The 22,802-nt window shown below is 71.2% G+C and carries 20 protein-coding genes, 1 other RNA gene and 2 pseudogenes; 11 read left to right on the top strand and 12 right to left on the bottom strand.

Features of this window, described 5'->3' with window-relative positions; all coding sequences use genetic code 11:
• Positions 1-1,158: pseudogene (locus OQF71_RS07810) on the top strand (hypothetical protein); the annotation flags it as partial.
• A gap of 48 nt (positions 1,159-1,206) precedes the next feature.
• On the opposite strand, the gene hisD reads toward OQF71_RS07810, so the two are convergent.
• The 6 genes from hisD to OQF71_RS07780 all read right to left on the bottom strand — a co-directional run bounded on the left by hisD (position 1,207) and on the right by OQF71_RS07780 (position 6,037).
• Positions 1,207-2,484 (bottom strand): histidinol dehydrogenase, encoded by a 1,278-nt coding sequence (gene hisD / locus OQF71_RS07805; RefSeq protein ID WP_280586890.1) that lies wholly within the window; start codon positions 2,482-2,484, stop codon positions 1,207-1,209.
• A 593-nt stretch (positions 2,485-3,077) separates the two neighbouring features.
• Positions 3,078-3,287 carry a hypothetical protein gene (locus OQF71_RS07800; protein WP_280586889.1) on the bottom strand — a complete coding sequence of 70 codons (210 nt, stop codon included), beginning with the start codon at positions 3,285-3,287 and terminating at the stop codon, positions 3,078-3,080.
• Between the two features lie 31 nt (positions 3,288-3,318).
• A complete protein-coding gene (locus tag OQF71_RS07795) occupies positions 3,319-4,284 on the bottom strand; it encodes a phytoene/squalene synthase family protein (protein ID WP_280586888.1) in 966 nt (321 codons plus the stop codon).
• A 260-nt stretch (positions 4,285-4,544) separates the two neighbouring features.
• Complete coding sequence (locus OQF71_RS07790) at positions 4,545-4,706, bottom strand: HVO_2523 family zinc finger protein (RefSeq protein ID WP_280586887.1); 162 nt, start codon at positions 4,704-4,706, stop codon at positions 4,545-4,547.
• An 85-nt stretch (positions 4,707-4,791) separates the two neighbouring features.
• Positions 4,792-5,376: a hypothetical protein gene (locus tag OQF71_RS07785; protein ID WP_280586886.1), complete on the bottom strand. Its 585-nt coding sequence runs from the start codon at positions 5,374-5,376 to the stop codon at positions 4,792-4,794.
• An 82-nt stretch (positions 5,377-5,458) separates the two neighbouring features.
• Positions 5,459-6,037, bottom strand: coding sequence for an isochorismatase family cysteine hydrolase (locus OQF71_RS07780; RefSeq protein WP_280586885.1), 579 nt, complete (start codon positions 6,035-6,037; stop codon positions 5,459-5,461).
• Between the two features lie 118 nt (positions 6,038-6,155).
• Here OQF71_RS07780 and OQF71_RS07775 point away from each other — a divergent pair, with 118 nt between their 5' ends.
• Together OQF71_RS07775 and OQF71_RS07770 are read left to right on the top strand one after the other, a co-directional pair.
• Complete coding sequence (locus tag OQF71_RS07775) at positions 6,156-7,946, top strand: Hvo_1808 family surface protein (protein WP_280586884.1); 1,791 nt, start codon at positions 6,156-6,158, stop codon at positions 7,944-7,946.
• Between the two features lie 75 nt (positions 7,947-8,021).
• Positions 8,022-9,182 carry a nicotinate phosphoribosyltransferase gene (locus tag OQF71_RS07770; RefSeq protein ID WP_280586883.1) on the top strand — a complete coding sequence of 387 codons (1,161 nt, stop codon included), beginning with the start codon at positions 8,022-8,024 and terminating at the stop codon, positions 9,180-9,182.
• A gap of 14 nt (positions 9,183-9,196) precedes the next feature.
• On the opposite strand, the gene OQF71_RS07765 is transcribed toward OQF71_RS07770, so the two are convergent.
• Positions 9,197-9,799, bottom strand: coding sequence for a TIGR00296 family protein (locus OQF71_RS07765; RefSeq protein WP_280586882.1), 603 nt, complete (start codon positions 9,797-9,799; stop codon positions 9,197-9,199).
• 225 nt (positions 9,800-10,024) lie between these two features.
• Here OQF71_RS07765 and rnpB point away from each other — a divergent pair.
• An RNA gene (gene rnpB, locus OQF71_RS07760) (RNase P RNA component) lies at positions 10,025-10,337 on the top strand.
• A 564-nt stretch (positions 10,338-10,901) separates the two neighbouring features.
• On the opposite strand, the gene OQF71_RS07755 is transcribed toward rnpB, so the two are convergent.
• From OQF71_RS07755 to OQF71_RS07740, 4 genes are all read right to left on the bottom strand, one after another.
• Positions 10,902-11,873, bottom strand: a complete 972-nt coding sequence (locus OQF71_RS07755; RefSeq protein WP_280586881.1) for a type II CAAX endopeptidase family protein — start codon at positions 11,871-11,873, stop codon at positions 10,902-10,904.
• Between the two features lie 94 nt (positions 11,874-11,967).
• Entirely contained in the window at positions 11,968-12,513 is a 546-nt protein-coding gene (locus OQF71_RS07750; protein WP_280586880.1) for an NUDIX hydrolase, read from the bottom strand.
• A gap of 34 nt (positions 12,514-12,547) precedes the next feature.
• Positions 12,548-13,003, bottom strand: a complete 456-nt coding sequence (locus tag OQF71_RS07745) for a hypothetical protein (RefSeq protein ID WP_280586879.1) — start codon at positions 13,001-13,003, stop codon at positions 12,548-12,550.
• A 62-nt stretch (positions 13,004-13,065) separates the two neighbouring features.
• Positions 13,066-14,538 (bottom strand): DNA polymerase IV, encoded by a 1,473-nt coding sequence (locus tag OQF71_RS07740; RefSeq protein ID WP_280586878.1) that lies wholly within the window; start codon positions 14,536-14,538, stop codon positions 13,066-13,068.
• Between the two features lie 183 nt (positions 14,539-14,721).
• Between OQF71_RS07740 and OQF71_RS07735 the strand changes: the two genes are divergently transcribed.
• The 4 genes from OQF71_RS07735 (at position 14,722) to OQF71_RS07720 (ending at position 19,393) form a co-directional block, all read left to right on the top strand.
• Entirely contained in the window at positions 14,722-16,509 is a 1,788-nt protein-coding gene (locus OQF71_RS07735; RefSeq protein ID WP_280586877.1) for a PAS domain-containing protein, read from the top strand.
• A 157-nt stretch (positions 16,510-16,666) separates the two neighbouring features.
• Positions 16,667-17,980: an MFS transporter gene (locus OQF71_RS07730; protein WP_280586876.1), complete on the top strand. Its 1,314-nt coding sequence runs from the start codon at positions 16,667-16,669 to the stop codon at positions 17,978-17,980.
• A 355-nt stretch (positions 17,981-18,335) separates the two neighbouring features.
• Positions 18,336-18,614, top strand: a complete 279-nt coding sequence (locus OQF71_RS07725) for a zinc ribbon domain-containing protein (protein ID WP_280586875.1) — start codon at positions 18,336-18,338, stop codon at positions 18,612-18,614.
• Between the two features lie 104 nt (positions 18,615-18,718).
• Complete coding sequence (locus tag OQF71_RS07720; protein WP_280586874.1) at positions 18,719-19,393, top strand: phosphate ABC transporter permease; 675 nt, start codon at positions 18,719-18,721, stop codon at positions 19,391-19,393.
• Between the two features lie 40 nt (positions 19,394-19,433).
• On the opposite strand, the gene OQF71_RS07715 is transcribed toward OQF71_RS07720, so the two are convergent.
• Complete coding sequence (locus OQF71_RS07715) at positions 19,434-20,297, bottom strand: 3-hydroxyacyl-CoA dehydrogenase NAD-binding domain-containing protein (RefSeq protein ID WP_280586873.1); 864 nt, start codon at positions 20,295-20,297, stop codon at positions 19,434-19,436.
• A gap of 233 nt (positions 20,298-20,530) precedes the next feature.
• Here OQF71_RS07715 and OQF71_RS07710 point away from each other — a divergent pair, with 233 nt between their 5' ends.
• The 3 genes and pseudogenes from OQF71_RS07710 to OQF71_RS07700 form a co-directional block, all read left to right on the top strand.
• A complete protein-coding gene (locus tag OQF71_RS07710) occupies positions 20,531-21,334 on the top strand; it encodes an aldolase (protein WP_280586872.1) in 804 nt (267 codons plus the stop codon).
• The gene (locus OQF71_RS07705) at positions 21,334-22,233 is read left to right on the top strand and encodes a class 1 fructose-bisphosphatase (protein ID WP_280586871.1); all 900 of its coding nucleotides are present in this window, start codon (positions 21,334-21,336) and stop codon (positions 22,231-22,233) included. The genes OQF71_RS07710 and OQF71_RS07705 overlap by 1 nt, the downstream gene beginning before the upstream one ends.
• A 93-nt stretch (positions 22,234-22,326) precedes the next feature.
• Positions 22,327-22,802, top strand: a pseudogene (locus OQF71_RS07700) (acyl-CoA carboxylase subunit beta); the annotation flags it as partial.

The raw sequence follows: 22,802 nt of genomic DNA, 5'->3' as shown, positions 1-22,802 counted from the left end.
CCCCGCCCGCGCCCGCGCTCCGGCCCCGTCCGGGACGCGGCGGCCCGGCTGTTCCGCTGGCTCTTCGGCGTCGGCCTCGCGGCCGCCGGGGCGGCCGACGCCGTGGACCCCGGCGGCGTTCGTCGTCGCGTGACGCGGGCCGGGCGGAGGGTCACCGCGGACACGGTTGTCGCGCTCGGCGCCGTCGCCGTCGCCGCGCTGCTGGTGGCGGCCGTCGCGGTCCTCGCCGCCGGTGGGCTCCCTGCGTTCGCCGGGATCGCCGGCCTCGGCGCCGACGTCGCGGAGCCGAAGCCCACCGCCCCGTCGCCGCCGGTTAACGGGGAGTACGCCGCCGCCGCGAGCGCGATCGGCACGGCCGAGTCGGCGCAGCGCGGCGCCGCCTCCCTCGACGATGCGTCCCTCGGACTCGACGAGGACGGGCTCACTGGAACGATGGGGTCGACGGCGCGGACGCCGCCGGGGGTCTTCCTGACCGGGGTGTACGACGCGGACGCGCTCGCCGACGCCCACGCCGCCGCGGTGCGGAACCGCTCCGCGGCGTCGTTCGTGCTCGTCGCGTCGGGACCGGCGACCGCGACGGACCCCGCGGCGGCGACCGGCGAACGGATCGGAATCGCCGGCGACGGGGGCGTCGAGATGACCGCCGCGTCGGCGACCCGGTACCGGCTTGTCGAATCTGCGAACGCGTCGATCGCGAGCCCCGCCGGCGACGGCCCCGTCGAGACGTTCGCCGACGGCGACGCCGCCTACCGGCGGACCGCCCGCCCCGACGGCGTCGAGACCCGGCGGCTCTCGGCCGCCGAGACGCCCGACGGGACGACCCTCCTGGCCGCGGCCGCCGAGCAGCCGATCCGCCGGTTCCTGAACGGGAGCGATTCGACGCTCTACCCGGCCCCCACGGAGCTCCCGCTGTACCGGGTCGAGGTGAGCGGCGAGCCGGGCGCGCTCGACGACGAAGTCCGGGAGTTCCGCGCCGTCGCGTTCGTCACGCCCGCCGGGCTCGTCCTCGAGCTGCGGGCCGCGTACGTCCACGAGCCGACCGGCGAGCGCGTCCGGGTCGCGTTCCGCTACGACCGCTTCGGCGACACCGCCGTGGTCCCCCCGGCGTGGTACGAGGAGAGCGACTCCGGCGACGGCGAGGGCGACGCGCCGGCCTGACGCCCGCCGGCTCCGGGTCGAGGGTCCCGCCCGTCGGGGCGCCGCTCTCTACTCGAACCGCTTCCGGACGCTCTCGGCGTGGGCCTCCAGCCCCTCGGCCTCCGCGAGGGTCGTGACCGTCTCCGAGAGGTCGGAGAGCGCGTCGCGGTCGAGCCGCTGGACCGTCGACGATCGGAGGAAGGTGTCCACGGAGAGCCCGCCGTAGCGCTTCGCGCCGCCGTTCGTCGGCAGCACGTGGTTCGTCCCGGCCGCGTAGTCGCCGGCGGCGACGGGCGAGTACGGCCCGAGGAAGACGGAGCCGGCGTTGGCGATCCGATCTACGAGGGCCTCGTCGTCGTCGGCGACGATCGAGAGGTGCTCGGCCGCGTACTCCTCGGCGAACAGCACCGCCTCGGGCATCGATCTCGCGTGGAGGACGCCGGAGGCGTCGTTGTCGAGGGCGGCTCGGATCGTCTCCTCGCGCTCGCGGTCCCCGGCCTGCTCGTCGACCGCCTCCGCGACCGCGGCGGCGAGGTCGGCGTCGGCGGTGACGGCGACCACGGAGGCGTTCGGGTCGTGCTCGGCCTGCGCGACGAGATCGGCGGCGACGAGCTCGGGGTCGGCGGTCTCGTCGGCGAGCACGAGCACCTCGCTCGGTCCGGCGAGGAAGTCGATCTCGACGTCGCCCTGCACGACCGCCTTCGCGGCGGTGACCCACTTGTTGCCGGGGCCGACAACCTTCTGAGCGCTCGTGACGGTCTCCGTGCCGTACGCGAGCGCGGCGATCGCCTGCGCGCCGCCGACTTGGTACACCGCGTCGGCGCCGGCCTCGTGGATCGCCGCGAGCGTGACCGGATTCAGGTCTTCGGCCGGCGGCGTCGCGACCGAGACGTGGTCGACGCCCGCGACGGTCGCCGGAATCACGCCCATCAGCGCGCTGGAGGGGTACGCGGCCGCGCCGCCGGGCACGTACACTCCCGCGCGGTCGATCGGCCGGAACCGGCGGCCCAGCTCTCGGCCGTCGAACTCGTCGCGCCAGTCCTCGGGGCGCTGTCGCTCGTGGAACTCGCGGATATTGGCGGCGGCCTCGCGGACCGCGTCGAGGACCGGGTCGTCCGCGTCGTCGAGCTCGGCGTGCGCGCGCTCGGCGTCGTCGGTGACGTCGATGTTGCCGACGCTCACGCCGTCGAACTCCTCGGCGAACTCCCGCAGCGCGACGTCGCCCTCCTCGCGCACTCTGCCGACGATCTCGCTCACGTCGTCGCGGACCGCGTCGACGCCGGCGTCGCGCTCGAAGAAGGCGACGCGCTCTGCCGGCGAGAGGTCGGCGACGGTTCGTACGTCCATACGACCCCTCCGCGCCGCGGTCAAAAGGGCGTTCCGACTCCGTCGACCTCGGCGGTCGCCTCTGCGCGCCTCGCCGACCGGAGCCCGTCCGTGCGATATTTAAATAGCCGCGGGCGACAACGACAATCAGTTATAAATCGGTGTGGCGGCGCGCGCCTGCGAGCGGCTGGCAAGCCGCGAGCACGCGTGCGAGGGATTCGCTGGCGGCGCCAGCCGCCAGCGGCGAGGCTGGGGAGGTGTGAGGTGCGGTGCTGTGCGTTCCCGCGAGCGACCGACGGGAGCGAGCGGGAACACGAAAGTCGCAGCCCGCGCAGCGAAGCGAGCAGGAACGTCTTCGGGTGGTGCGGGGTGGGGCTTTGGGGTGTTTACCGTCGAAGTCGGCTGAGATATTTATAATCGAGCGGCCGGGGCTTCGGAGGCGTCTCCGCGAAGTCATCAGCAACCATTTATAAACAACCGCTAGCGATACTCCGGTTATCCATATATCATTAACGTTTGATACTGGTTCACGTGCTCCCAAACTCGCTCACCGTTTCCCGTATCGGCTGAAACCGGGTCACCGTCCCTGACAGTACGCGGTCCAACAGCATCGATCACTCCAACTGACGAACTCCGATCACGTCGAGCGTCGCGAGGGCGACGAGGACCGCCAACAACCCCGCCGCGGCGAAGAGGATCGGCGCCGACAGCGCCACGGCCAGCTCGTAGGACGCGAGGAGACGGGTCGTGCCGCGAACGATAAACGACAGGAAGACGAGTCCGAAGGCGAATAGCGCGAGGCCGACGAAGCGGGACCGATTCATTCCGCCTCCCGACGCCGCGGACGTCCCACGCTCAGTCGGACTGCGCGACGCCCGAGCCGTGCGGGCCGTGTTCGCGGTGGTCGCGGGCGCCGTCGAAGCCGCGGCACATCTCGTAGAACACCGCCTCCGGGTCCTTGTTCCACTGCCACTTCCAGCGCGTCCGGACGAGCAGCGAGATCTTCCGGGTGAAGGAGAGCTCCGGGGTCGTCGACACCGTGTCGTACCCCAGGTCGCGGACGAGCCGGTGGTGGTCCGCGTACAGCACCGCCGCGAGCAACACCGCCAGCTGGCAGTCGTCGGGGAGGTACTTGATCCCCGCGACGCCCTCCTCGTAGAGCCGCTCCGTCCGGGTGAGCTCCTCGCGGATCGCGGCCCTGACGTTCCCGTCGAACTCTAGATCGAGGATCTGCTGCTCGGTCACGCCGTGTCGCCGGAGGGTCTCCATGGGGAGGTAGATCCGGTCGCGCTCCACGACGTCCTCCCGAACGTCGCGGATGAAGTTCGTCATCTGGAACGCCTCGCCGAGCTTGGTCGCGTGCGGGAGCGCCGCCGCCTCGGTCTCCGCGTCGAGGTCCATGATCGCCGTCATCATCCGCCCGACCGCGGCGGCGGAACCGTCCATGTACGTCTCCAGCTCCTCGTAGGTCTCGTAGCGGTCGGTCTCGATGTCGCTCTCCATCGCGTCGACGAACGAGCGGACGTCCTCGTCGGCGATCCCGTGCTCGGTCTTGACCGCCGCGAACGCCTCCAACACGGGGTCGTCCGTCGGCTCCTCGCCGAGCGCGGCCCGCCGGAGTCGGTCGAGCTCGGCGCGTTGTTCGGGCGGCGGCGCGGTGTCCTCCGCATCGACGACCTCGTCGGCGATCCGGAAGAAGCCGTATAGTACGTACGTGGCGTGGCGGATCCGCTTCGGCAGCAGCCGGGTGGCGACGTGGAAAGTCTTGCCCGTACGGCGCTGGATCCGCTTGCTCCGGGCAACCTGTGTTTGCTCTACCATGGTGACCCCTGACGGTCGGCGAGGAGGGTCGAGAGCGGGTCGCCGGTCATAAGGGATAGGTCGGCCTCCAAGAACATAACAGTTCGCACATCCATTGTTATGTTCGACTCGATCCCCGTTGATTCCGTCGACATTACTGCAGTTCGAAAGGGGGGATTCACCCGCCGGACATCCGGGTGCAGCGGGGGGTTCGCCCGCCAGAAATCCGGACGCGGCGCCGCCTCGCGTTCAGTGAATCCGGACGCGACGCCGCCTCGCGTTCAGTAGAACGTGTCGCTGCAGTCGTAGACGACGCCGTGGGCCGGACAGACGTACTTGCAGTGTCTGTGGTACATCGGCGTCTCGCAGAGGGGACACGGCCGACCGCCCGAATCGGCGACCGCCTCCCGCGTCGGTTTCCGGCCGCCATCGCCCTCGTTCATACGGTCCGGCACGGTCGCCGGGGGCATAACCGATCCCCTCCTCGCCGCGGGATCGTCTCCCGATATCACCGCCGTCCCTTACCAGTCAGGCCGACGCCAGCGACTCGTACACCGACTGCGCGACGCGCTCCTCGCCGAACGGGAGGGTCAACACGCCGCCCCACCCCTCGTCGGTGAGCGCGCTCACTGTCGACTCGTCCAGTTCGACCCGCCTGACCTCGGTCCCGTCGAGCGCCATCGACACGACGAACCGCTCCGGCTCGTCGACCGCGCCGGAGGCGGCCAGCCGCTCTTGAAAGGCGTCGACCCCGTCGTCCCCCAGCGCGACGTACACGAGGTACTCGCCGTCGTCGTCGAAGACGCCCTCCACCTCGTCGAGGTCGCCGGCGTCGAACAGCCGCCGGTCGTCCTCGCCGTCGCGGAGGAGCCGCGCCTCGAACGGGGCGTCCGGGTCGGCGTCGACCGCGCCGGTCGAGCCCTCGCTCCCGCCGTCGCCCGAGCCGTCGCCGGTCGACCCGCCGCCGACCGGGTCGTCCTCGATCGATCCGCCGCCTGCACCGCCGTCCGTCCCGTCGCCGTCTGCCATCGTCGTCGCCCCGGCGAACCCGACGGCGCCGACCGCGCACGCGGCCCCCACACCGGCGATCATCCCGCGTCGAGAGAGTTCCATACGCGACCGTCTCCGTCGGGGCTCAAAAGGGTTACACGCCGATTCACGCCGCTGATAACGACCCGTGAAAGGCTCCGTCGGCTTACGCCTCCGCGAACTCCACCGCCTCCCGGGTCGTCGTCTCGCCGAACAGCCAGTCCGCGTGGTCGACGGCGTACTCTCGATGGTCCTCGGTGATGTAGCCCAGCGCGTCCTCGACGACGACGGGACGGTAGTCGCGGAGCCCCGCGCTGCCGGCCGTGTGGAGCACGCAGACGTTCGCGAGCGTCCCGCAGATCAGCAGGTCGGAGATTCCGCGTGCGTCGAGGTACCCCTCCAACTCCGTCCGGTAGAACGCGTCGTACGTGTGCTTCTCGACCACGTGGTCCGCCTCGCGCACGTCGAGCCCCTCGACGAGCGCGGCGTCCCACGACCCCTCGACGACGTGTTCGCCCCAGCGGTCGAACTCGTCGTAGTAGTGCGTCTCCGCGAACTGCTCCGGCGGGTGGACGTCTCGGGTGTAGACGACGCGAGCGCCGGCCTCGCGGGCCTGCTCGACCAGCGCCGTCACCGGCCCGATCGCGGCCTCGCTCGGCTCGGCGTAGAGGCTCCCGTCCGGGTGACAGAACGCGTTTTGCATGTCGACGACGACCACCGCGGTTTCGGTCGGATCGTACGGCATGTGCGGGGGTTGGTGACGCGGACTCAAAAAGCCGAAGCCGGCGGTCACGTCGCTGCACCGACGAGGACGGCGCCGCCGCACCGACAAACTACTTACCCGGTCGGTCGTAATCGCTCCTATGCGACGGGTTCTCACCCTCTCGGTCGTCGCCGCCGCGATCGTTTTCCTCTCGCTCGGCGTCGGTGGCGTCGCCGCCGGTCCGGTGGTCGAGGGCGTCGCCGCCGGTCCGGTGGTCGAGGGCGTCGCCGCCGGCCACGCGGACGAGACGCTCCGCGACGCACCGACGGGTGCGACGCTCGGTGACGCTCCGGCCAGCGCGACCGCCGCCGAGTGCGACGCGGGCGACGGCACGGAGGTCGTCGGCTGCTGGAACGGGACCCACTACGAGGCGGAGCTGTCGTTCGACCAGAGCGACGGGCTCAACGAGTCCGAGCTGGAGGCCCTGACGCATCTGACGATGGCGCGCGTCGAGCACCTCCGAGAGCGACCGTTCCGGGAGGACGTGCCGGTCGAGACGGTCACGCGGTCGGAGTTCATGAACGACTCGCCCGGCGGGAACGACACCGACGAGGCGTTCCGGCGCTGGAACGACCAGGTGTGGGAGGCGCTGTTCGTCGTCGGCGAAGGGACGAACGCGAACGACGAGATCGACGCGGTGTTCGGCGGCGCCGTCTCCGGCTTCTACTCGCCGGCCGACGACCGGATCGTCCTCGTCGTCGCCGAGGGCGAGGAGCCGCAGATCGATCCCTCGACGCTCGCCCACGAGCTGGTCCACGGGATGCAAGACCAGTACCACGACCTCACGCGCCCCCGCTACGCCGGCGCCACGCAGGACGGCGACCTCGCGGCCGACGGGATCGTCGAAGGCGAGGCCGTCCACGTCGAGGAGCTGTACGACGCCCGCTGCGCGGCCAGCTGGACCTGCCTCGACCCGCCCGACGCCGGCGGCGGGGGCGGCGGGTCGGCGGCCGACTACAACTTCGGCATCCTCCAGACCGTGCTTCAGCCGTACTCCGACGGCGCGCTCTACGTCGAGGAACTGGTCGACGAGGGCGGCTGGGAGGCCGTCAACGAGACGATGACCGAGCCGCCCGAGAGCACCGCGGAGGTGATCCACCGGAATCCCGAGTACGAGACCCGCGAGGTGACGTTCGAGGACACGGCGACCGGCGAGTGGGAGACGTACCCCGATCAGGGGGTCGACGGCGCCGAAACGACCGGCGAGGCGTCGATGTTCGTCATGTTCTGGTACCAGAGCCTCGAGTACGACTACCCGGTGCTCGAACCCGAGACGAGCGCGGGGGCGAACGTCCGGATTCACACGCGACCGGACGAGGAGCTCCGGACCCGCGCGAACTACAACTACGCCCACGAGTCGACCGACGGCTGGGCGGGCGACGAGCTCTACCCGTACCGCGCCGACGACGGCGACGACGCCCGGGACGGGTACGTCTGGGTGACCGAGTGGCAGACTCCCGGCGACGCCGCGGCCTTCCGCGAGACGTACCTGACGATGCTGACCGCCCACGGCGGCGACGAGTACGAGGCGGGGGAGATATACGAGATCGAGGGCGGCGACTTCCCCGGCGCTTACGGCGTCGTGCGGGACGAAACCACCGTGACGATCGCCCACGCGCCGGAGCCGGCCGGCGTGCTCGAACTGCGTCCCGAGGCTGACCTCGACCCCCCCACGACCGACGATGCGGACGGTGAAGACGGCGGGACCGACACCGGCTCAGACGGCGACGACGGCGACGCGACCGACACCGGCTCGGACGACGACGCCGGGGACGGCTCGTCCGGGCCGGACGCCTCGACCGGCGACGAAGCGCCCGGGTTCGGCGTGGTGGCCGCCCTCCTCGGGCTGTTGGCGGCGGTGTCGCTGCTCGCGCGGCGCGGGCGGGACTGAGACCGGACGCGTCGGTCGGCCGAGCCCGCCCGAGGACCCGGACCGCTTTTGCTCCCGCGCGAGCGTGTTCCGCGTATGACCGAGTTCGACATCGTCGACGCGGCCGCGATCCGCGACGGGCGGGCGACGGACGCGTACTTCGATCAGACCGTGGCCGCGCTGGACGGCGCCGGCCGGAACCCGCGGGTCGTCGCCGAGGTGACCGCCGACCAGTTCCCCGACGGCGACTTCGAACTGCTCGCCGGGATCAAGGACGCGGTCGCGCTGTTGGAGGGCCGCGACGTCGACGCCGACGCGATCCCCGAGGGGCGCCTGTTCGACGGTGGGCCGGTGATGCGGATCGAGGGGCCGTATCGGGAGTTCGCTCGGCTGGAAACGTCGCTTCTGGGCTTCCTCTCGCACGCCTCCGGGATGGCGACCGCCGCGCTCGACTGCCGGGTCGCGGCGCCGGAGTCGTCGGTGCTATCCTTCGGCGCGCGCCACGTCCACCCCTCGATGGCGGCGGCGGTCGAGCGCTCCGCGCTGGTGGGCGGGTTCGACGGCTTCTCGCACGTCGCCGCCGGCGACCTGCTCGGCCGGGACGCGTCGGGGACGATGCCGCACGCCCTCTCGATCTGCTTCGGCCGAGGCGAGCAGGAGGCCGCGTGGCGCGCCTTCGACGAGGCCGCGGCCGAGTCGGTGCCGCGGATCGCCCTCTGTGACACCTACTCCGACGAGGTCGACGAGACGCTCCGGGCGGCCGAGACGCTCGGGGACCGGCTCGACGGCGTCCGGCTCGACACCACCGGGTCGCGCCGCGGCGACTTCAGACACATCGTGCGGGAGGTCCAGTGGGAGCTCGACGCCCGCGGTCACGGCGACGTCGACGTGTACGTCTCCGGCGGGCTCGGTCCCGCGGACCTCCGCGAACTCAGCGATGTCGTCGACGGCTTCGGCGTTGGCGGGTACGTCTCCAACGCCGATCCCGTGGACTTCGCGCTCGACATCGTCGCCGTCGAGGGCGAGCCGGCCGCGAAGCGCGGCAAGCTCTCAGGGACGAAGGCCGTCTACCGCACCGCCGACGGCGCGCACGCGGTCGGGCTCGCGGACCGCTCGGGGCCCGAAGGCGCCGAGTCGCTCATGGAGCCGGCCATCCGCGACGGCGAGGTCGTCGCCGGCGACGCCGCCGACCTCGCGGCCGCGACAGAGCGGGCGCTCGCGGACGCGGAGGCGGTCGGCTACGGGACTGAAAAATAACGGGGTCGTCGGTCTTACAGCTCCTCGACGGCGCCGCCGTCGGCGCGCTCTCGGAACACCTGCCCCTCGATGAGTGTCACCATCGTCTCGTCGTCCTCCCACGCGTTCGGGGCGAGCTTCGCCTTCCGGCAGGCGCGCGAGAGGAACTCGGCGCCGGACCAGCCGTTCTCGACGGGGACCGTCGGGTAGAGCCAGCCGTGGGAGTTGCCGCCGTCGACGGCGACGCCGTGGGTGCCGATCTTCAAGTCGGCGAGGGGGTCGTTGGTGAGTACCGTGTTCGAGACGATGAACACGGAGACGGTGATGTTGTCGAGCTCCTTTGGCTCGACCTCCGAGCCGCAGGAGTCGCCGGAGGCGGCCTTGATCGCGGCCTCGACGATGGCGTGGCCGAGCTGATCTGAGGTCTCCCAGGCGCCGGCGCAGCCGCGGAGGCGGCCGCGGCCCCTGGTGGACTCCAGTCGAACGAACGCCCCGGTGCGGGCGTAGAACGCCTCGCGCATGCTGCCGGGTTGTTCACGTTGTCCGTGTCGGACGAACGACTCGACCGCCTCCCGCGCGAGTTCGACCGCTCGTGCACCGTCGTCGTACGACAGCTGAACGGTCTGGGCCTCGGACATAATACTCTATTACGTTGCTGGCGACTTGAACGCTTCCCTTGCGAACCGGTAGCATGGGGGCTGTCGAAGCCTCTCTGTTTCGTCCGGCCCGTTCGGCGGATCGAAGGGTGACTGCCTCCGATCGGATTGTGACTTTGTGAGCGGGCCACGACTCGTCGATCGGGCCGCGGTTCCCGACCGCCCCGACCGGATCGCTTATTCGCGGCCGCGGCGAACGTCGGTTCGGACAGAGGGAGCCCGACTCCCGTGCCCCTGGCATGAGGAAAGTCCCCCCACCGGCCGGACAGGCGACCGGGCACACGTCCGGAGTCGGAGACGGCTGGCTCTGGAACAGCAACGACACCCCCCGCCCCGACCGATGACTCGCGCGAACCGACCCGCGAGGGAAGGGAGTTAACCCGAAGAGGATCGACGGGCGGGAACGGATGGAACGGCGAATCCTCGCCGGTGCAAGTCCGCGCCATAAGGTAGTCCGGCCACGGCGCGGACGCTCAGCCGAATGTCGGGACGAACCGAAGGGGGCTTACTCCCCTCAGTCCGCTTCTCCTCGGTAGCTGCGGGTGTTTCGCCCGGGTTTCATTCAGTGACCGCCGATCGAGCGTCCGTGGGCGCCTCCGAGGTCCCGGCCGCTTACGTATAAGCAGCTACCGGAAACCCGACCGAGTCCCGCTTCAAAGCCCCAGCCGCTCGGCAATACACCGATGCTGTTGCTGACGCGGTGGCCACTTCCAAAGCCCCAGCCGCTCGGCAATACACCGATGCTGTTGCTGACGCGGTGGCCACTTCCAAAGCCCCAGCCGCGAGGCGGGCGCACACTCGCTGCGGTCCTCAGTCGCTCGCGCTGCTCGCTCCTTGCGGTCCTTACGTCGCCTGCGCCCGCCTCGCGGCTGCCCCTTTGAGTCCCACCCGACCGCAACCGCACCGCACCTCACGCCTCCCCCAGCCTCGCCGCGACGGCGCTTATAAGCGCCGTCGCGGGCTCCCTCGCGCGTGCACCTCGCGCCCGGTGGGCGCTCGGCGGCACGCGCCACCGCGACCGCTGTTTATTTATAAACACTCTGTCGCCGTCGGCGGTCCGAAACGCGCCCGGTCTCTCGTCTATTTAAACTGGGAGCAGCGCCGCGCTGCCGCCGGCCGCCTCCTGGATCTCGTCGCCGTAGGCGATCGTGATATACAGGATGGTGAAGATGACGGCGTTGTGGAGGCCGTGGAGCAGCGCCGGAACGACGAGGTTCTCGGTGTACTCGTACACCGCGCCGAAGACGATGCTCGGGAGGAAGAGGATGGCGATGGTGGTGAGCCGCGCGGAGGCGCCGCCGGTCAGCGCCATCACGTGGACCGCGGCGAAGATCGCGGAGGCGATGAGGATCGCGGGCGCCGGCGACAGCGTCTCTCGGAGCCGTCCCTGCACGACGCCGCGGTACAGGATCTCCTCGGAGGGCCCGATCACGAGGAACGACGCCGCGATGAGGAGCGGGATGATCGCGGGGTTCTGCATCGCCAGCTCCGCGCTCTGGTTCGATGCGGTCTCGGTCCCGAGCTGCTGGACCACGACCGAGACGACCAGGATCGTGACCAGGATTAGCGCCCAGCTCCCGACGATCAGGCCGACCTCCTTCAGGCTCGGGCGCCGCACGCCGAGGTACGCGACGATCCCCGACCGGTCGAGCCCCCGCCACGTGAGGTAGACGACCGCCAGCCCGCCGAACGCGACGTACTGCCCCAACACGAGCGTGAGCACGAGGCTCGCGGCGAGCGGGAGCCCGCCGGTCACGGCGTTGACCCCGAGCACCACCCCCCCGCTGAGGAGGGCGAGCGCCGGACCGAGCACCCCGAGGATCAGGGCCGTGGCGACGGCGACGGCGACCCCCAGACCCCCGGCGCGGTCGGCCGCCGAGGAAGCGGTGCCGTCGCCGGTCCCCGGCTCGTCGGCGGTCGCCGGCCCGTCTCCGATTTCCGGCCCGTCTCCGATCTCCGGCCCGTCGGCGGTCGCGGTCGCGCCGTCCGCGGGCGGGCCGCCGTCCGGAGCGCCCGGCTCCCGTCGATTCCCGTCGTCGCTGGAGGGGTCAGCCATTATGCGGTGTACGGACCGACGCATAATAGGGCTGTTCGTGTCTCGCCGTTCCGGCGTCCGGGCGTCCGGGAGCCCGGTCTCGCCGCTCGCGCCCTCAGCGATACAGCAGTTCGTACCACAGCACGGCGGTCACGGCCCGCCCGTCGCGGAGCCCCTCGTCGACGACCGCTTCGAGCAGGTCGTCGTACGGGACCGTCTCCACCGCGATCGACTCGTTGTGGTCGAGGTCGCGCTCGGCCGTGGGCTCACAGCCCGTCGCGAGGAAGTGGTGGTGCACCGAGTCCGCCATCCCGTTCGTCGGCTCGACCGTGGTCAGGCGCTCGAACGCGTCGGCCTCGTACCCCGTCTCCTCGGCGAGCTCGCGGGCCGCCGCGGCCGTCAGGTCGTCGGCGTCCTCCGACTCGACCGTCCCCGCGGGGAGCCCGCGGTTGACGCGGTCGACCGCCTGTCGCCACTCGTCGATGACGACGACCTCGCCGTCGGGCGTCAGCGGGAGCACCACGACCGCCGGCGGCTCGTCGACGTAGTGGAACCCGTCGGTCTCGCCGTCCGGGAAGCGCACCTCGTCCCGGCGCACGTCGAAGCCGGGGCAGCGGTAGTCGATGTCGGTGTCGAGCGTCTCCCACGCCAGATCGTCCATGTCGCTGCGTCGGGGCCCCAGCATCTAAACTCCCTCACTCTGACGGGCCCTCACCGCTTCGGGACCGAAGCGCCTCCGCGGCTCGGCCCGCGGCCGCACCGCCGACCCACGCGACCGTCCCTAGGGCCACGGCCTCGACGCAGACGAAGACGAGCCCGTCGAGCGAGACGAGTGCGGCGACGCGCTCGCCGAGGGGACGACCGGAGAGGCCCAGCAGGTAGTGGTCGGCGTTGTACCCGAGGAGCGCGCCGTAGACGGACGCCCACGCCAGCGCCACCCCGGCCCGTCGGGAGGCGAGGACCGCGGCCGCGAGGACGCCGACGACCGCGGCGTCGCCAGCGAGGAACACGACCCCGCCGGAGACCCCGAACGCCCCGACTGCGTAGGCGGCGAAGACGGCGAGGAAGAGCAGCGGCTGGACGAGGAGCCGAAGAGGACGCGGCGAGCCTTTCCGGTTCGAGCCGAAGAGGACGCGGCGAGCGAGGGACACGCCTCCGGATCGCCGCGGTCGACTGATAAATCCACGCGCCGGTTCCGGCGCCGGTGGGGCACTCATTCCCAGTCGCCGAGCGACGCCTGCCCGTCGTCGCGCTCCGTCGCCCGCCGGGCCTCGCTCTCCTCCGCGTCGTCCCCGACCGACGCCGCCGCGGTCGGCTCCCCGCCCACCCAGTCGGTGAGCTTCCCTCCGTCGCCGTCGGTGGCGGCCGACCGGGCTTCGGTCGCGCCGTCGCGGTCGCTTACGCCGTCGCTCCTCCCGCCACCGGTCCCCTCTCCGTCCCCCGGCTCGAACCCCCCGAGGGTCGCCTGGTCGCTCTCGGCGAAGTCGAGGTTGGAGACGCGCACGCCGAGCTTGCGGACGCGGTCGTCGGCGAACTCCGCGAGGAGGTCGAACGCGACCGACTCCACGAGATCGGGGTCGTCGACCGGTCCGGAGAGGCTCCGCGCCCGGGTGTTGACGTCGTAGGGGGGTTCGACCGCCTTGATCCCGATGGTCCGGTAGAGACACCCCCTCTCGCGGGCCCGGCGGGCGACGTCGGCCGCCAGCGCGCTCACGGTCTCGCGCTTCGTCTCCCCGTCGGCGGTCGGCGACAGCGACGACTCCCGCGAGAGGCTCTTCGGAAGCCCGGTCGGCGTGACCTCCCGGTCGTCGTCGCCGCGGGCGCGCCGGTGGAGCTCCGGGCCGCGCTCGCCCAGTTCGTCGGCGAGTCCGTCGGGGTCGGCGGCGGCGAGGTCGGCGGCGGTCTCGATCCCCATCTCGGCGAGCGTGCGCTCCGTCACCGGGCCGATCCCGTGGATCTCGGCGGTCGACAGCGGCGCGAGGAACGACTCGACCGAGCCGGGCGGGACGACCACGAGCCCGTCCGGCTTGTCGGCGTCGCTGGCGACCTTCGCTGTCGACATGTTCGGCGCCACGCCGACGCTCGCGGGCACCCCGGCCTCCCGCTCGATGCGCTCCTTGACGTGTCGGGCGTACCCCTCCGCGAGGGTCCGCGCCTCGGCGGGGCCGGCCGCGGCGCTCGGCGGGGGATCCTCGGCGGCGTCCGCCGCTGCCCCCGCTCCGGCGGCGTCCCACGCGGTCCGGTCGGTGACGTCGAGGTACGCCTCGTCGACGCTCACCTCGCGGAGCGTGTCGGCGCAGTCCCGGAGGACGGCCTTCACGTCGCCCGCGACTTCCTTATAAAAGTCGAGGTCGACGGGGAGGTACCGACCGGCCGCCTCGGGGTCCGGCGCGTCCGGGTCTTCGGGGTCGGCGTCGGCGCGGCGGGGGAGCAGGTCGAGCGCCTCGAAGATCGGCATCGCGCTCTCGACGCCGAACGCGCGGGCCTCGTAGCTCGCGGTCGCGACGGCGCCGATCGTCTCCCCGTCCTCGTACCCCATGCCGACGACCACGGGCTCGCCCGCGAGCTCGGGGCGCCGCAGGCGCTCGCAGGAGGCGTAAAAGCAGTCCATGTCGACGTGGAACACGACGCGGTCGCTCCCGCCCGCCTCGTCGGTCGCCGTCCCGGGGAGCGTGCCGCCCGCCATCGCCCGGGGCTCGGCGCCGCGTCGCCTTAAGAATCCGCCACGCGCGGCGGTAGTGGAGCCGACCGCGGAGCGTGGAACCGGCCGGGGAGCGCGGTCGCGCCGGCGCCCGCGTGCCAGCGGTGGTTTCTCACACCTGATACCCAAGGCGGTATTCGTTTACCGTGCCGTCACCTAACGCGTGCCATGTCCGAACGGATCGACGTGTTGCACGTCGACGACGACCCGTCCGTGCTGGACTTGGCGGAGGCGTACTTCGAGCGCGAACTGGAGCCCGTCGCGGTGACGAGCGTCACCGAGGCGTCGGCCGCGCTCGACGAGTTCGACGGCGCGCGGTTCGACTGCATCGTCAGCGATTACGACATGCCCGGCATGGACGGGCTGGAGTTCTTCGACCGGCTCCGCGAGACCGACCGCTCGATCCCCTTCGTGCTGTACACCGGGAAGGGGAGCGAGGAGATCGCGAGCCGGGCGCTCAACGCGGGCGTCACCGGCTACTTTCAGAAGGGCGGTCCCGAGCAGCTCCGGCGGCTCGCGAACCGCGTCGGTCAGGCGGTCGACGAGCACCGGACCCGGGAGATCGCGGACCGCTACTCGACGGTCATCGACGCGCTCGGCTACCCTGTCTACGTCATCGACGAGACCGGGGCGTTCGAGTTCGTCAACGAGCCGTTCGCGGAGCTGACCGGCTACGACCGCGAGGAGATCGTCGGCAGCGAGCCGGGTCTCATCAAGGACGACGCGGCGGTCGCGGAGGCGGAGGACCGGCTCGGAACGGTGCTCTCCGGCTCCGGGCCGGACGTCCAGCGGTTCCGCGTCGACATCGTCCCCAAGGAGGGCGACCCGATCCCCTGCCGGGACCACATGGCGGTGCTCCCGTACGAGGGAGAGCGCTTCGAGGGGAGCGTCGGCATCCTGCGCGATATCTCGGACGAGGTGGAACGGCGCGAGGAGCTGGAGACGAAGACGCGGGCGCTCGACGAGGCGCCCGTCGATATCACCATCACCGACCCCGACCGGCCGGACAACCCGATGGTGTACGTCAACGACCGATTCGTCGAGATGACCGGCTACGACCGCGAGGAGTCGATCGGGGTCAACTGCCTGTTCCTACAGGGCCCAGACACCGACGAGGAGCCCGTTTCCCGGCACCGCGAGGCGATCGAGTCAGAGGAGCCGGAAAGCGTCGAACTGCTGCACTACCGGAAGGACGGGACCGAGTTCTGGAACCGCGTCAGCGTCGCCCCCATCTGCAACGCCGACGGCCGGGTCACCGAATGGGTCGGGTTTCAGGAGGATATCACGGCGTTCAAGGAGCGCGAGGCGGCGATCGAACGCCAGAACGAACGGCTCGACGCCTTCGCGAGCATCGTCTCGCACGACCTCCGGAACCCGCTCAACGTCGCGCAGGGCCGGGTCGATCTGGCGCAGACGGCGCCGGACGACGACGAGCACCTCGCCGCCGCCGACGCGCTCGATCGCATCGAGTCCATCGTCGAACACACGCTCACGCTCGCCCGCGAGGGGGAGACCGTCGGCGACCCCGAGTCGGTGTCGGTCGCGGAGATCGCCGCTGACAGCTGGGAGACGGTCGAGACCGGCTCCACCGAACTCGCGGTCGAGTCGGAGCGAGAGGTGTTGGCCGACCCCGACCGGCTCCGGAACCTCTTCGAGAACCTCGTTCGGAACGCGGTAGAGCACGGCGGTTCGGACGTCACGGTCCGCGTTGGCGACCTCGACGACGGCTTCTACGTCGCCGACGACGGACCGGGTATCCCGGACGAGATCGCCGCCGACCTCTTCGGGTTCGGACAGAGCGGCGCCGAGGGCAACACCGGATTCGGCCTGGCGATCGTCCAAGAGATCGCCGCCGCGCACGGCTGGACCGTCTCGGCGACCGAGTCGGCGGAGGGCGGCGCGCGCTTCGAGATACGGGGGATCGAGCGCCGCCACCCGCCGGTGGCCGAGTCGTAGGGACCAACGCTCGCCCGCGTCGGGGGCGGCCCGAGACCGGACCGAATCGTTCCGGAATCGGATCGGACCCTCTCGGAACCGGATCGGACCCTCTCGGAACCGGATCGACTCCCGCCGTTCGCAAACGCCTTTGTGGTCCCGACCGAAGCCGAGAGAGATGGGACTGCGCTCCGGCGTCGTCGACACGGATCGGCGGGTCATCGTGCTCGCGCTCGCTCGAATGGTCGGGGCCGCCGGTAACTCCTTCCTCATCGTCGTGTTGCCGCTGTACATCGCGAGCGACCTGATCGACATCGGCGCGCTCCTCGGCACAGAGGTCGGCGTGGGCGCCGCGTCGGTCACGGTGACCGAGCCGCTGCTCATCGGGCTCGTCCTCTCGCTTTTCGGCTTCCTCAACAGCCTCTCGCAGCCGATGACCGGGAGGCTCTCGGACCGGATGGGGGTCCGGCGCCCGTTCGTGCTGATCGGCATCCTGCTTTTGGGGACCGCGAGCGGGCTCTACACGGTCGCGACCGTCTACTGGCAGCTCATCGTCCTGCGGGCGATCCAGGGGTTCGGCGCGGCCCTGATAATCCCCGCGACGGTCGCGCTGGTCAACGAGTACGCGTCGGCCGACGCCGACCGCGGCGGCAACTTCGGCGTGTACAACACGTTCCGCCTGATCGGCTTCGGCTTCGGCCCGGTGCTCGCCGGCGCCGTCGTCGAGGCGGGCCCGTACGACCTCTCGCCGATCGGGCTCCCGGTGATCGACGGGTTCGACGCGGCGTTCGCCGCCGCCTGCGGCGGGGCCTACCTCAGCTTCGCGCTCGTCTTCCTCCTCGTCCGCGACGCCGCCGAGTCCAGCGAGGCGTCCGACGACCTCTCGATCCGCGTGCGCGGCGAGGACCGCCTGCTCGACCCCGTGTTCGCGCTCGGGCTGGCGACGGTCGCGATGGGGCTGTGTATCGCGCTGTTCGCGACGCTCCAGAACCAGGTGAACGTCCGTCTCGACCAGGCGCCGGTGTGGTTCGGGCTCCAGTTCGCCGCCGTCACGATCGCGAACGTCCTGTTTCAGGTGCCCGTGGGGCAGGCCAGCGACCGCATCGGGCGCCGGCCGTTCCTGCTCGCCGGCTTCGTCCTGCTCGTGCCGACCACGCTCTTGCAGGGGATCGTCACCGATCCGATCGTGATGACGCTCGTCCGGCTGGCGCAGGGCGTCGCCGTCGCGTTCGTCTTCGCGCCGTCGCTGGCGCTCGCTGGCGACCTCGCGCGGGAGGGCGAGTCCGGGACGACCCTCTCCGTCCTCACGATGGGGTTCGGCTTCGGCGTCGCGATCGGACCGCTCGCGTCGGGGTGGCTCGTCGGCTTCGGCTTCATCGTCCCGTTCGCGGTCGGCGCGGCGCTCGCGGTCGTCGCGTTCGCGGCCGTCGTGACGCAGGTGGAGGAGACGCTCGGCGCGAGCGACGACGCCGGGGCGGTCGCCGCGGACTGAGGGCGGACGCGACGCGCAGGGGTCGGGTGAACGTCGGTATCCATCAGACCAGTACATCAGGCGTCACCAATCGCTGCGGCGTGCGCCGGCGAGCGGCCGCCCTCGGCGGTCGCGAGCAGCCCGCGCGAGGGAGGCGGCGGTCCGGCGCGGCTCCGCCCGCGCCGGGCCGTCCGCCGAGTTCGGGGAGGCGTTCACCGCAGAGTGGCAGATCGCGTACAGCCCAGCGGCTGGGGATTCGGAGCTGTTCTCCGCCGATCCGTACGCGTTTACTTATAACTGACCGGTCGAGAGTTCGAAAACGCTCAGCATAAACCGGTCGATCGCTTATAAGTCGGTGACTCATCAACCTCCTTGCGTGCCGAACGATCGCGTGTATTGCGTCGACTGCCGGGAGCCGATCCCCAGCGACGCCCGGGTCTGCCCTCACTGCGAGGCGGTCCAGCCGTCGCCGCTCGTCGACGTCACGGTGGTCGTCGCCGGCGTCTTCGCGTTCGCCTTCGGGCTGCTCCTCGCGATGCTGACGGTGGGGACGGCCCGGCTGCTCGGCTTCCTGCTGCTCGTCGTCGGCTTCGGCCTCGCCGTCGGCGGGTACACCCGCCACGTCGACCGACAGGCGGGACGGCGGGCGCGGTGACGTCGGAACGCCGCCGAAATTTCGACGCGCCACCGTCGACGTCGCCGCCGTCGACGCCGCCCGGTCCGACCCCTTTTAAGTATCACCCGGAAAAAGACGGCCGTATGCTCACCCCAGTCAACGCCGGACTCGTCCTCGCGGGACTGCTCCTCGCGTTCGTCGGCGCCGCGGTCTCCGTCTACGCCGTCACGCTGACCGGGCTGCTCGTCGGCGGCGGAGCGGGGTACCTCGCCGCGCCGAGCCTCGCCGGAGTCATCGCGGTCGACGGGCTGGTGCTGACGGGGGTCGCGGTCGCCGTCGGCGCCGCGGTCGGCGGCTTCTTCGCGTACGCCGGGCTCTCCTTCGCCGTCGTCGCCATCGGCGGGCTGGTCGGCGGCTTCGCCGGCCGGTTCGCTGTCGGGCCGCTCTACGCGGCCGACGCGGCCGGGATCGAGGGGACGCTCCTCTTGGCCGGCGCGACGCTCGCGGGCGTCGCGGTCGGCGCGCTGTTCGGGTTCGTGTTGAGCCGGACGACTCTCGTCGTCTCGACCGCGTTCATCGGCGCGGCGTTCGCGTCGCGATCGGTCACCCCGGCGACGCTGGACGCGGCCGCCGCCGGGCCGTCGGTCGAGCCGCTCCTGTTCGACGTCAGCGCCCCCGCGTTCCTCGCCGTCTTCGCCCTCGGCGCGCTCTCGCAGCTCGGGCTGTTCCGGTTCGGCTACGTGGCGAAACTGGTCGGCTTGCTCCCCGGCGCGCGGCGGTGGACCGCGGACGACGACCGGGACGCGAAGGGCTCCTGAGTCGGACTCCCGGCGCTCGGCCTCCCGTCCGCCGCCCGACTCACTCGTCGCCGTACTCGTAGAACCCCCGGCCCGTCTTCTTTCCGAGGTCGCCGGCCTCCACCTTGCGCTTGACGAGGTACGCCGGCTTGTAGCGGTCGCCGAGCTCGGCGTGGAGCGTTTCGCTGGCGTCCAACACCACGTCGAGCCCGATGTGGTCGGCGAGCGCTAAGGGTCCCATCGGGACGTTCGTCCCGAGCGTCATCCCGCGGTCGATGTCCTCCCTGTCGGCGACGCCCTCGTCGAAGGCGCGGACGCCCTCGTTGATCCACGGCATCAGGATGCGGTTCGTGACGAAGCCGGGTTTGTCGTCGGACTCCCACGTCTCCTTGCCCAGATCCGCGGCGAAGGCGTGCGCGAACTCGGCGACCGCGTCCGCGGTCCGCTCCCCGACGACGACCTCCACGCCGTCCATGATCGGGACCGGATTCATGAAGTGGAGGCCGACCACGTCGCTCGCGCGGTCCGTGGCGCTCGCGATAGTCGTGATCGACAGCGTCGACGTGTTCGTGCCGAGGACGACATCGTCGTCGGTCACGTCGTCGAGGTCGGCGAACACGTCGCGTTTCACGGCCATGTCCTCGACCGCGGCCTCGACGACGACGTCCGCGGCCGCGAGGTCGTCGAGGGCGGTGGTGCCCGCGATCCGGTCGCGGATCTCCTCGGGGGTCTCGTCGAGGGCGCCCTTCGACGCCAGCCGGCCGAGGCTGTCGTCGACGCTGTCGAGCCCCCGCTCGACGTACTCCTGCTCGATGTCGCGCATCACGACCTCGTAGCCGGCGGTCGCGGCGACCTGCGCGATCCCGTTGCCCATCGTGCCGGCCCCCACAACGCCGACGACGTCGATGTCGGATAGCTCCCGCATGGAGGTCGCTGCCGCGCCGCGGGTGGTAAGTATTGCGGCTCCGAGGGCGACGGCGATACGTCCGGACCGCGGTCGTTGCGAGAGACTGATAATTAACTATCTGAGTAGTAAGTATGCGGGATTCAGATACGTCACAGACACGGGAGAACGTCGCGGAGACAGTCGAATCCGTTTCTTTACGTCCGCCGAAACGACCATAGCGTTTTTTATCTAAGTAACGGGAGTACGAACTGATGCTCCCCCACGCCGCCGACAATATCTCGCGCGACGGTAAGTCGCTGATTTTGGCGTACGACCACGGCCTCGAGCACGGGCCGGTCGACTTCGAACCGAATCCCGACACGGCGGACCCCGAGCGCATCTTCGAGCTCGCGACCCACGAGGCGGTCACCGCGCTGGCCGTCCAGAAGGGGCTCGCCGAGGCGTACTACCCCGACTACGAGGACGAGGTGAACCTCCTGTTGAAGCTCAACGGAACCTCGAACCTCTGGATGGGCGAACCGAACAGCGCGGTCAACTGCACGGCGGAGTACGCGGCCGGACTCGGCGCCGACGCGATCGGGTTCACCGTTTACGGCGGTTCGAACCACGAGATAGAGATGGCCGAGGAGTTCCGGGAGGCGCAGGAGGGCGCCCGCGCGCACGACATGGGTGTCGTCATGTGGTCGTACCCCCGCGGACAGGGGCTCCGCAACGACGGGAGCCCGGACGTGATCTCGTACGGCGCGCGGCTCGGCTTGGAGCTCGGCGCCGACGTGGTGAAGGTGAAGTACCCCGGCTCCGCCGAGGCGATGGGCGACGCCGTCGAGATGGCCGGCCCGGCCAACGTCGTGATGTCCGGCGGGACGATGCGCGACGACGAGGAGTTCCTCCGGAACGTCTCGAACGCCATCGACGCGGGCGCCACCGGGATCGCGGTCGGGCGAAACGTCTTCCAGCGCGACGACCCCGAGCGCATCCTCGACGCGCTGGAGGCCGTGATCTTCCAAGAGGTCGACCCGGCCGAGGCGCTGGCCGTCGCCGAGAGCGACGACTGATGTCCGACCCCGATCCGATCGTCGAGTCCGTCTTCGACGCGGTCGCGGCCACCGCCCCGGAGATCCGCGCCGCGCTCCCCGGCCGCCGCGTCGAGAGCGGGACCGACAACCCCTCGGGCGAGAGCGTCTTGGCCGGCGACCTGTACGCCGACGAGCTGCTCGCGGACGCGCTGACCGCGGTCGACGGCGTCGGCTCGTTCGTCAGCGAGGAGCGCGAGGCCGCCGTCGACGCCGGCGGCGCGGTCGGCGAGGGCGCCTACGCGGTCGCGATCGACCCCCTCGACGGCTCCTCGAACCTCCGGTCGAACAACGCGATGGGCACCGTGGTCGGCGTGTACGACGCCCCCCTGCCCGCGACCGGTCGCGACCTCGTCGCCGCCGGCTACGTGCTGTACGGCCCGATCACGACGATGATCGTCGCCGACGACTCCGGCGTCCGCGAGGAGGTGGTCGAGGCCGATCCCGCCGTCGGTGACGACGACGCCCCCGCGGTCTCCCGCTCGGTCGTCGAGGACGACCTGCGGCTGCCCGACGACCCCCTCGTCTACGGGTTCGGGGGGCGCGTCCCCGACTGGCCCGACGCGTTCACCGCCTACGCCCGCGAGATCGAGGACGAGCTGAAGCTCCGGTACGGCGGCGCCATGGTCGGCGACGTGAACCAAGTGCTCACCTACGGCGGGATCTTCGCGTACCCCGCCCTCGTCGACGCGCCCGAGGGGAAGCTCCGGCTCTCCTTCGAGGCGAACCCGATCGCCTACATCGTCGAGCGCGCCGGCGGCGCCGCCACCGACGGCGAGACCGACATCCTCGACGTCGAGCCCGAGGGCGTCCACGACCGCGTTCCCCTCTACGTCGGCAACGAGGGGCTGGTCGAGCGGTTGCAGTCGGCGCTGGACTGATCCGGTCGGCTCGCGGCCTTTTTACGATGACCCGTCGGTCGCCGCCGAACGTGCATGGAAAACTGTTTACGATTGTCCGCAAATATTGCGTCTATGAACGTCCACGTCGGCGCGGCGGCGACGCCCGAGGAGGCCGAGGCGATAGCGAAGTCGCTCGCCGAACACCTCGGCGTCGACGTCGACGTCCACGTCGGCGAGAGCGCGGAGCCCGCCGCGAGCGCCGAGCCGCCCGAGACGGCGTACCCCCTCGACGACGACCTCGGGCCCACCGACCGGGAGCGAGACCTTCAGGCCGAGATCGACGACATCCTGCGGGGCGGCCCCGAGAAGTACCGCGAGCGGCTCCCCGAGCAGGGGAAGCTGTTCGTCCGCGACCGGCTCGACCTCTGGTTCGGCGGCGAGGGCGGGACGCGCGGCGCGGGCGACGCGAGCGCGACCGACGGCGACCCGGCGGGCCTCCACTTCGAGGACGGGAAGTTCGCGGCGTTCGACGACTGGCACCCGAACGCGCCCGGGCGGGCCGGCCGGGACGGCGGTGGGGAGGGCGACGACGGGGAGGGCGAGGGCGG

Origin of the sequence: Halorubrum sp. Boch-26, assembly GCF_029889805.1 — an archaeon.
Classification (GTDB): Archaea; Halobacteriota; Halobacteria; order Halobacteriales; family Haloferacaceae; genus Halorubrum.
The sequence above is the reverse complement of the archived record's forward strand: the minus strand, read 5'-3'. Positions and strand labels throughout refer to the sequence as shown.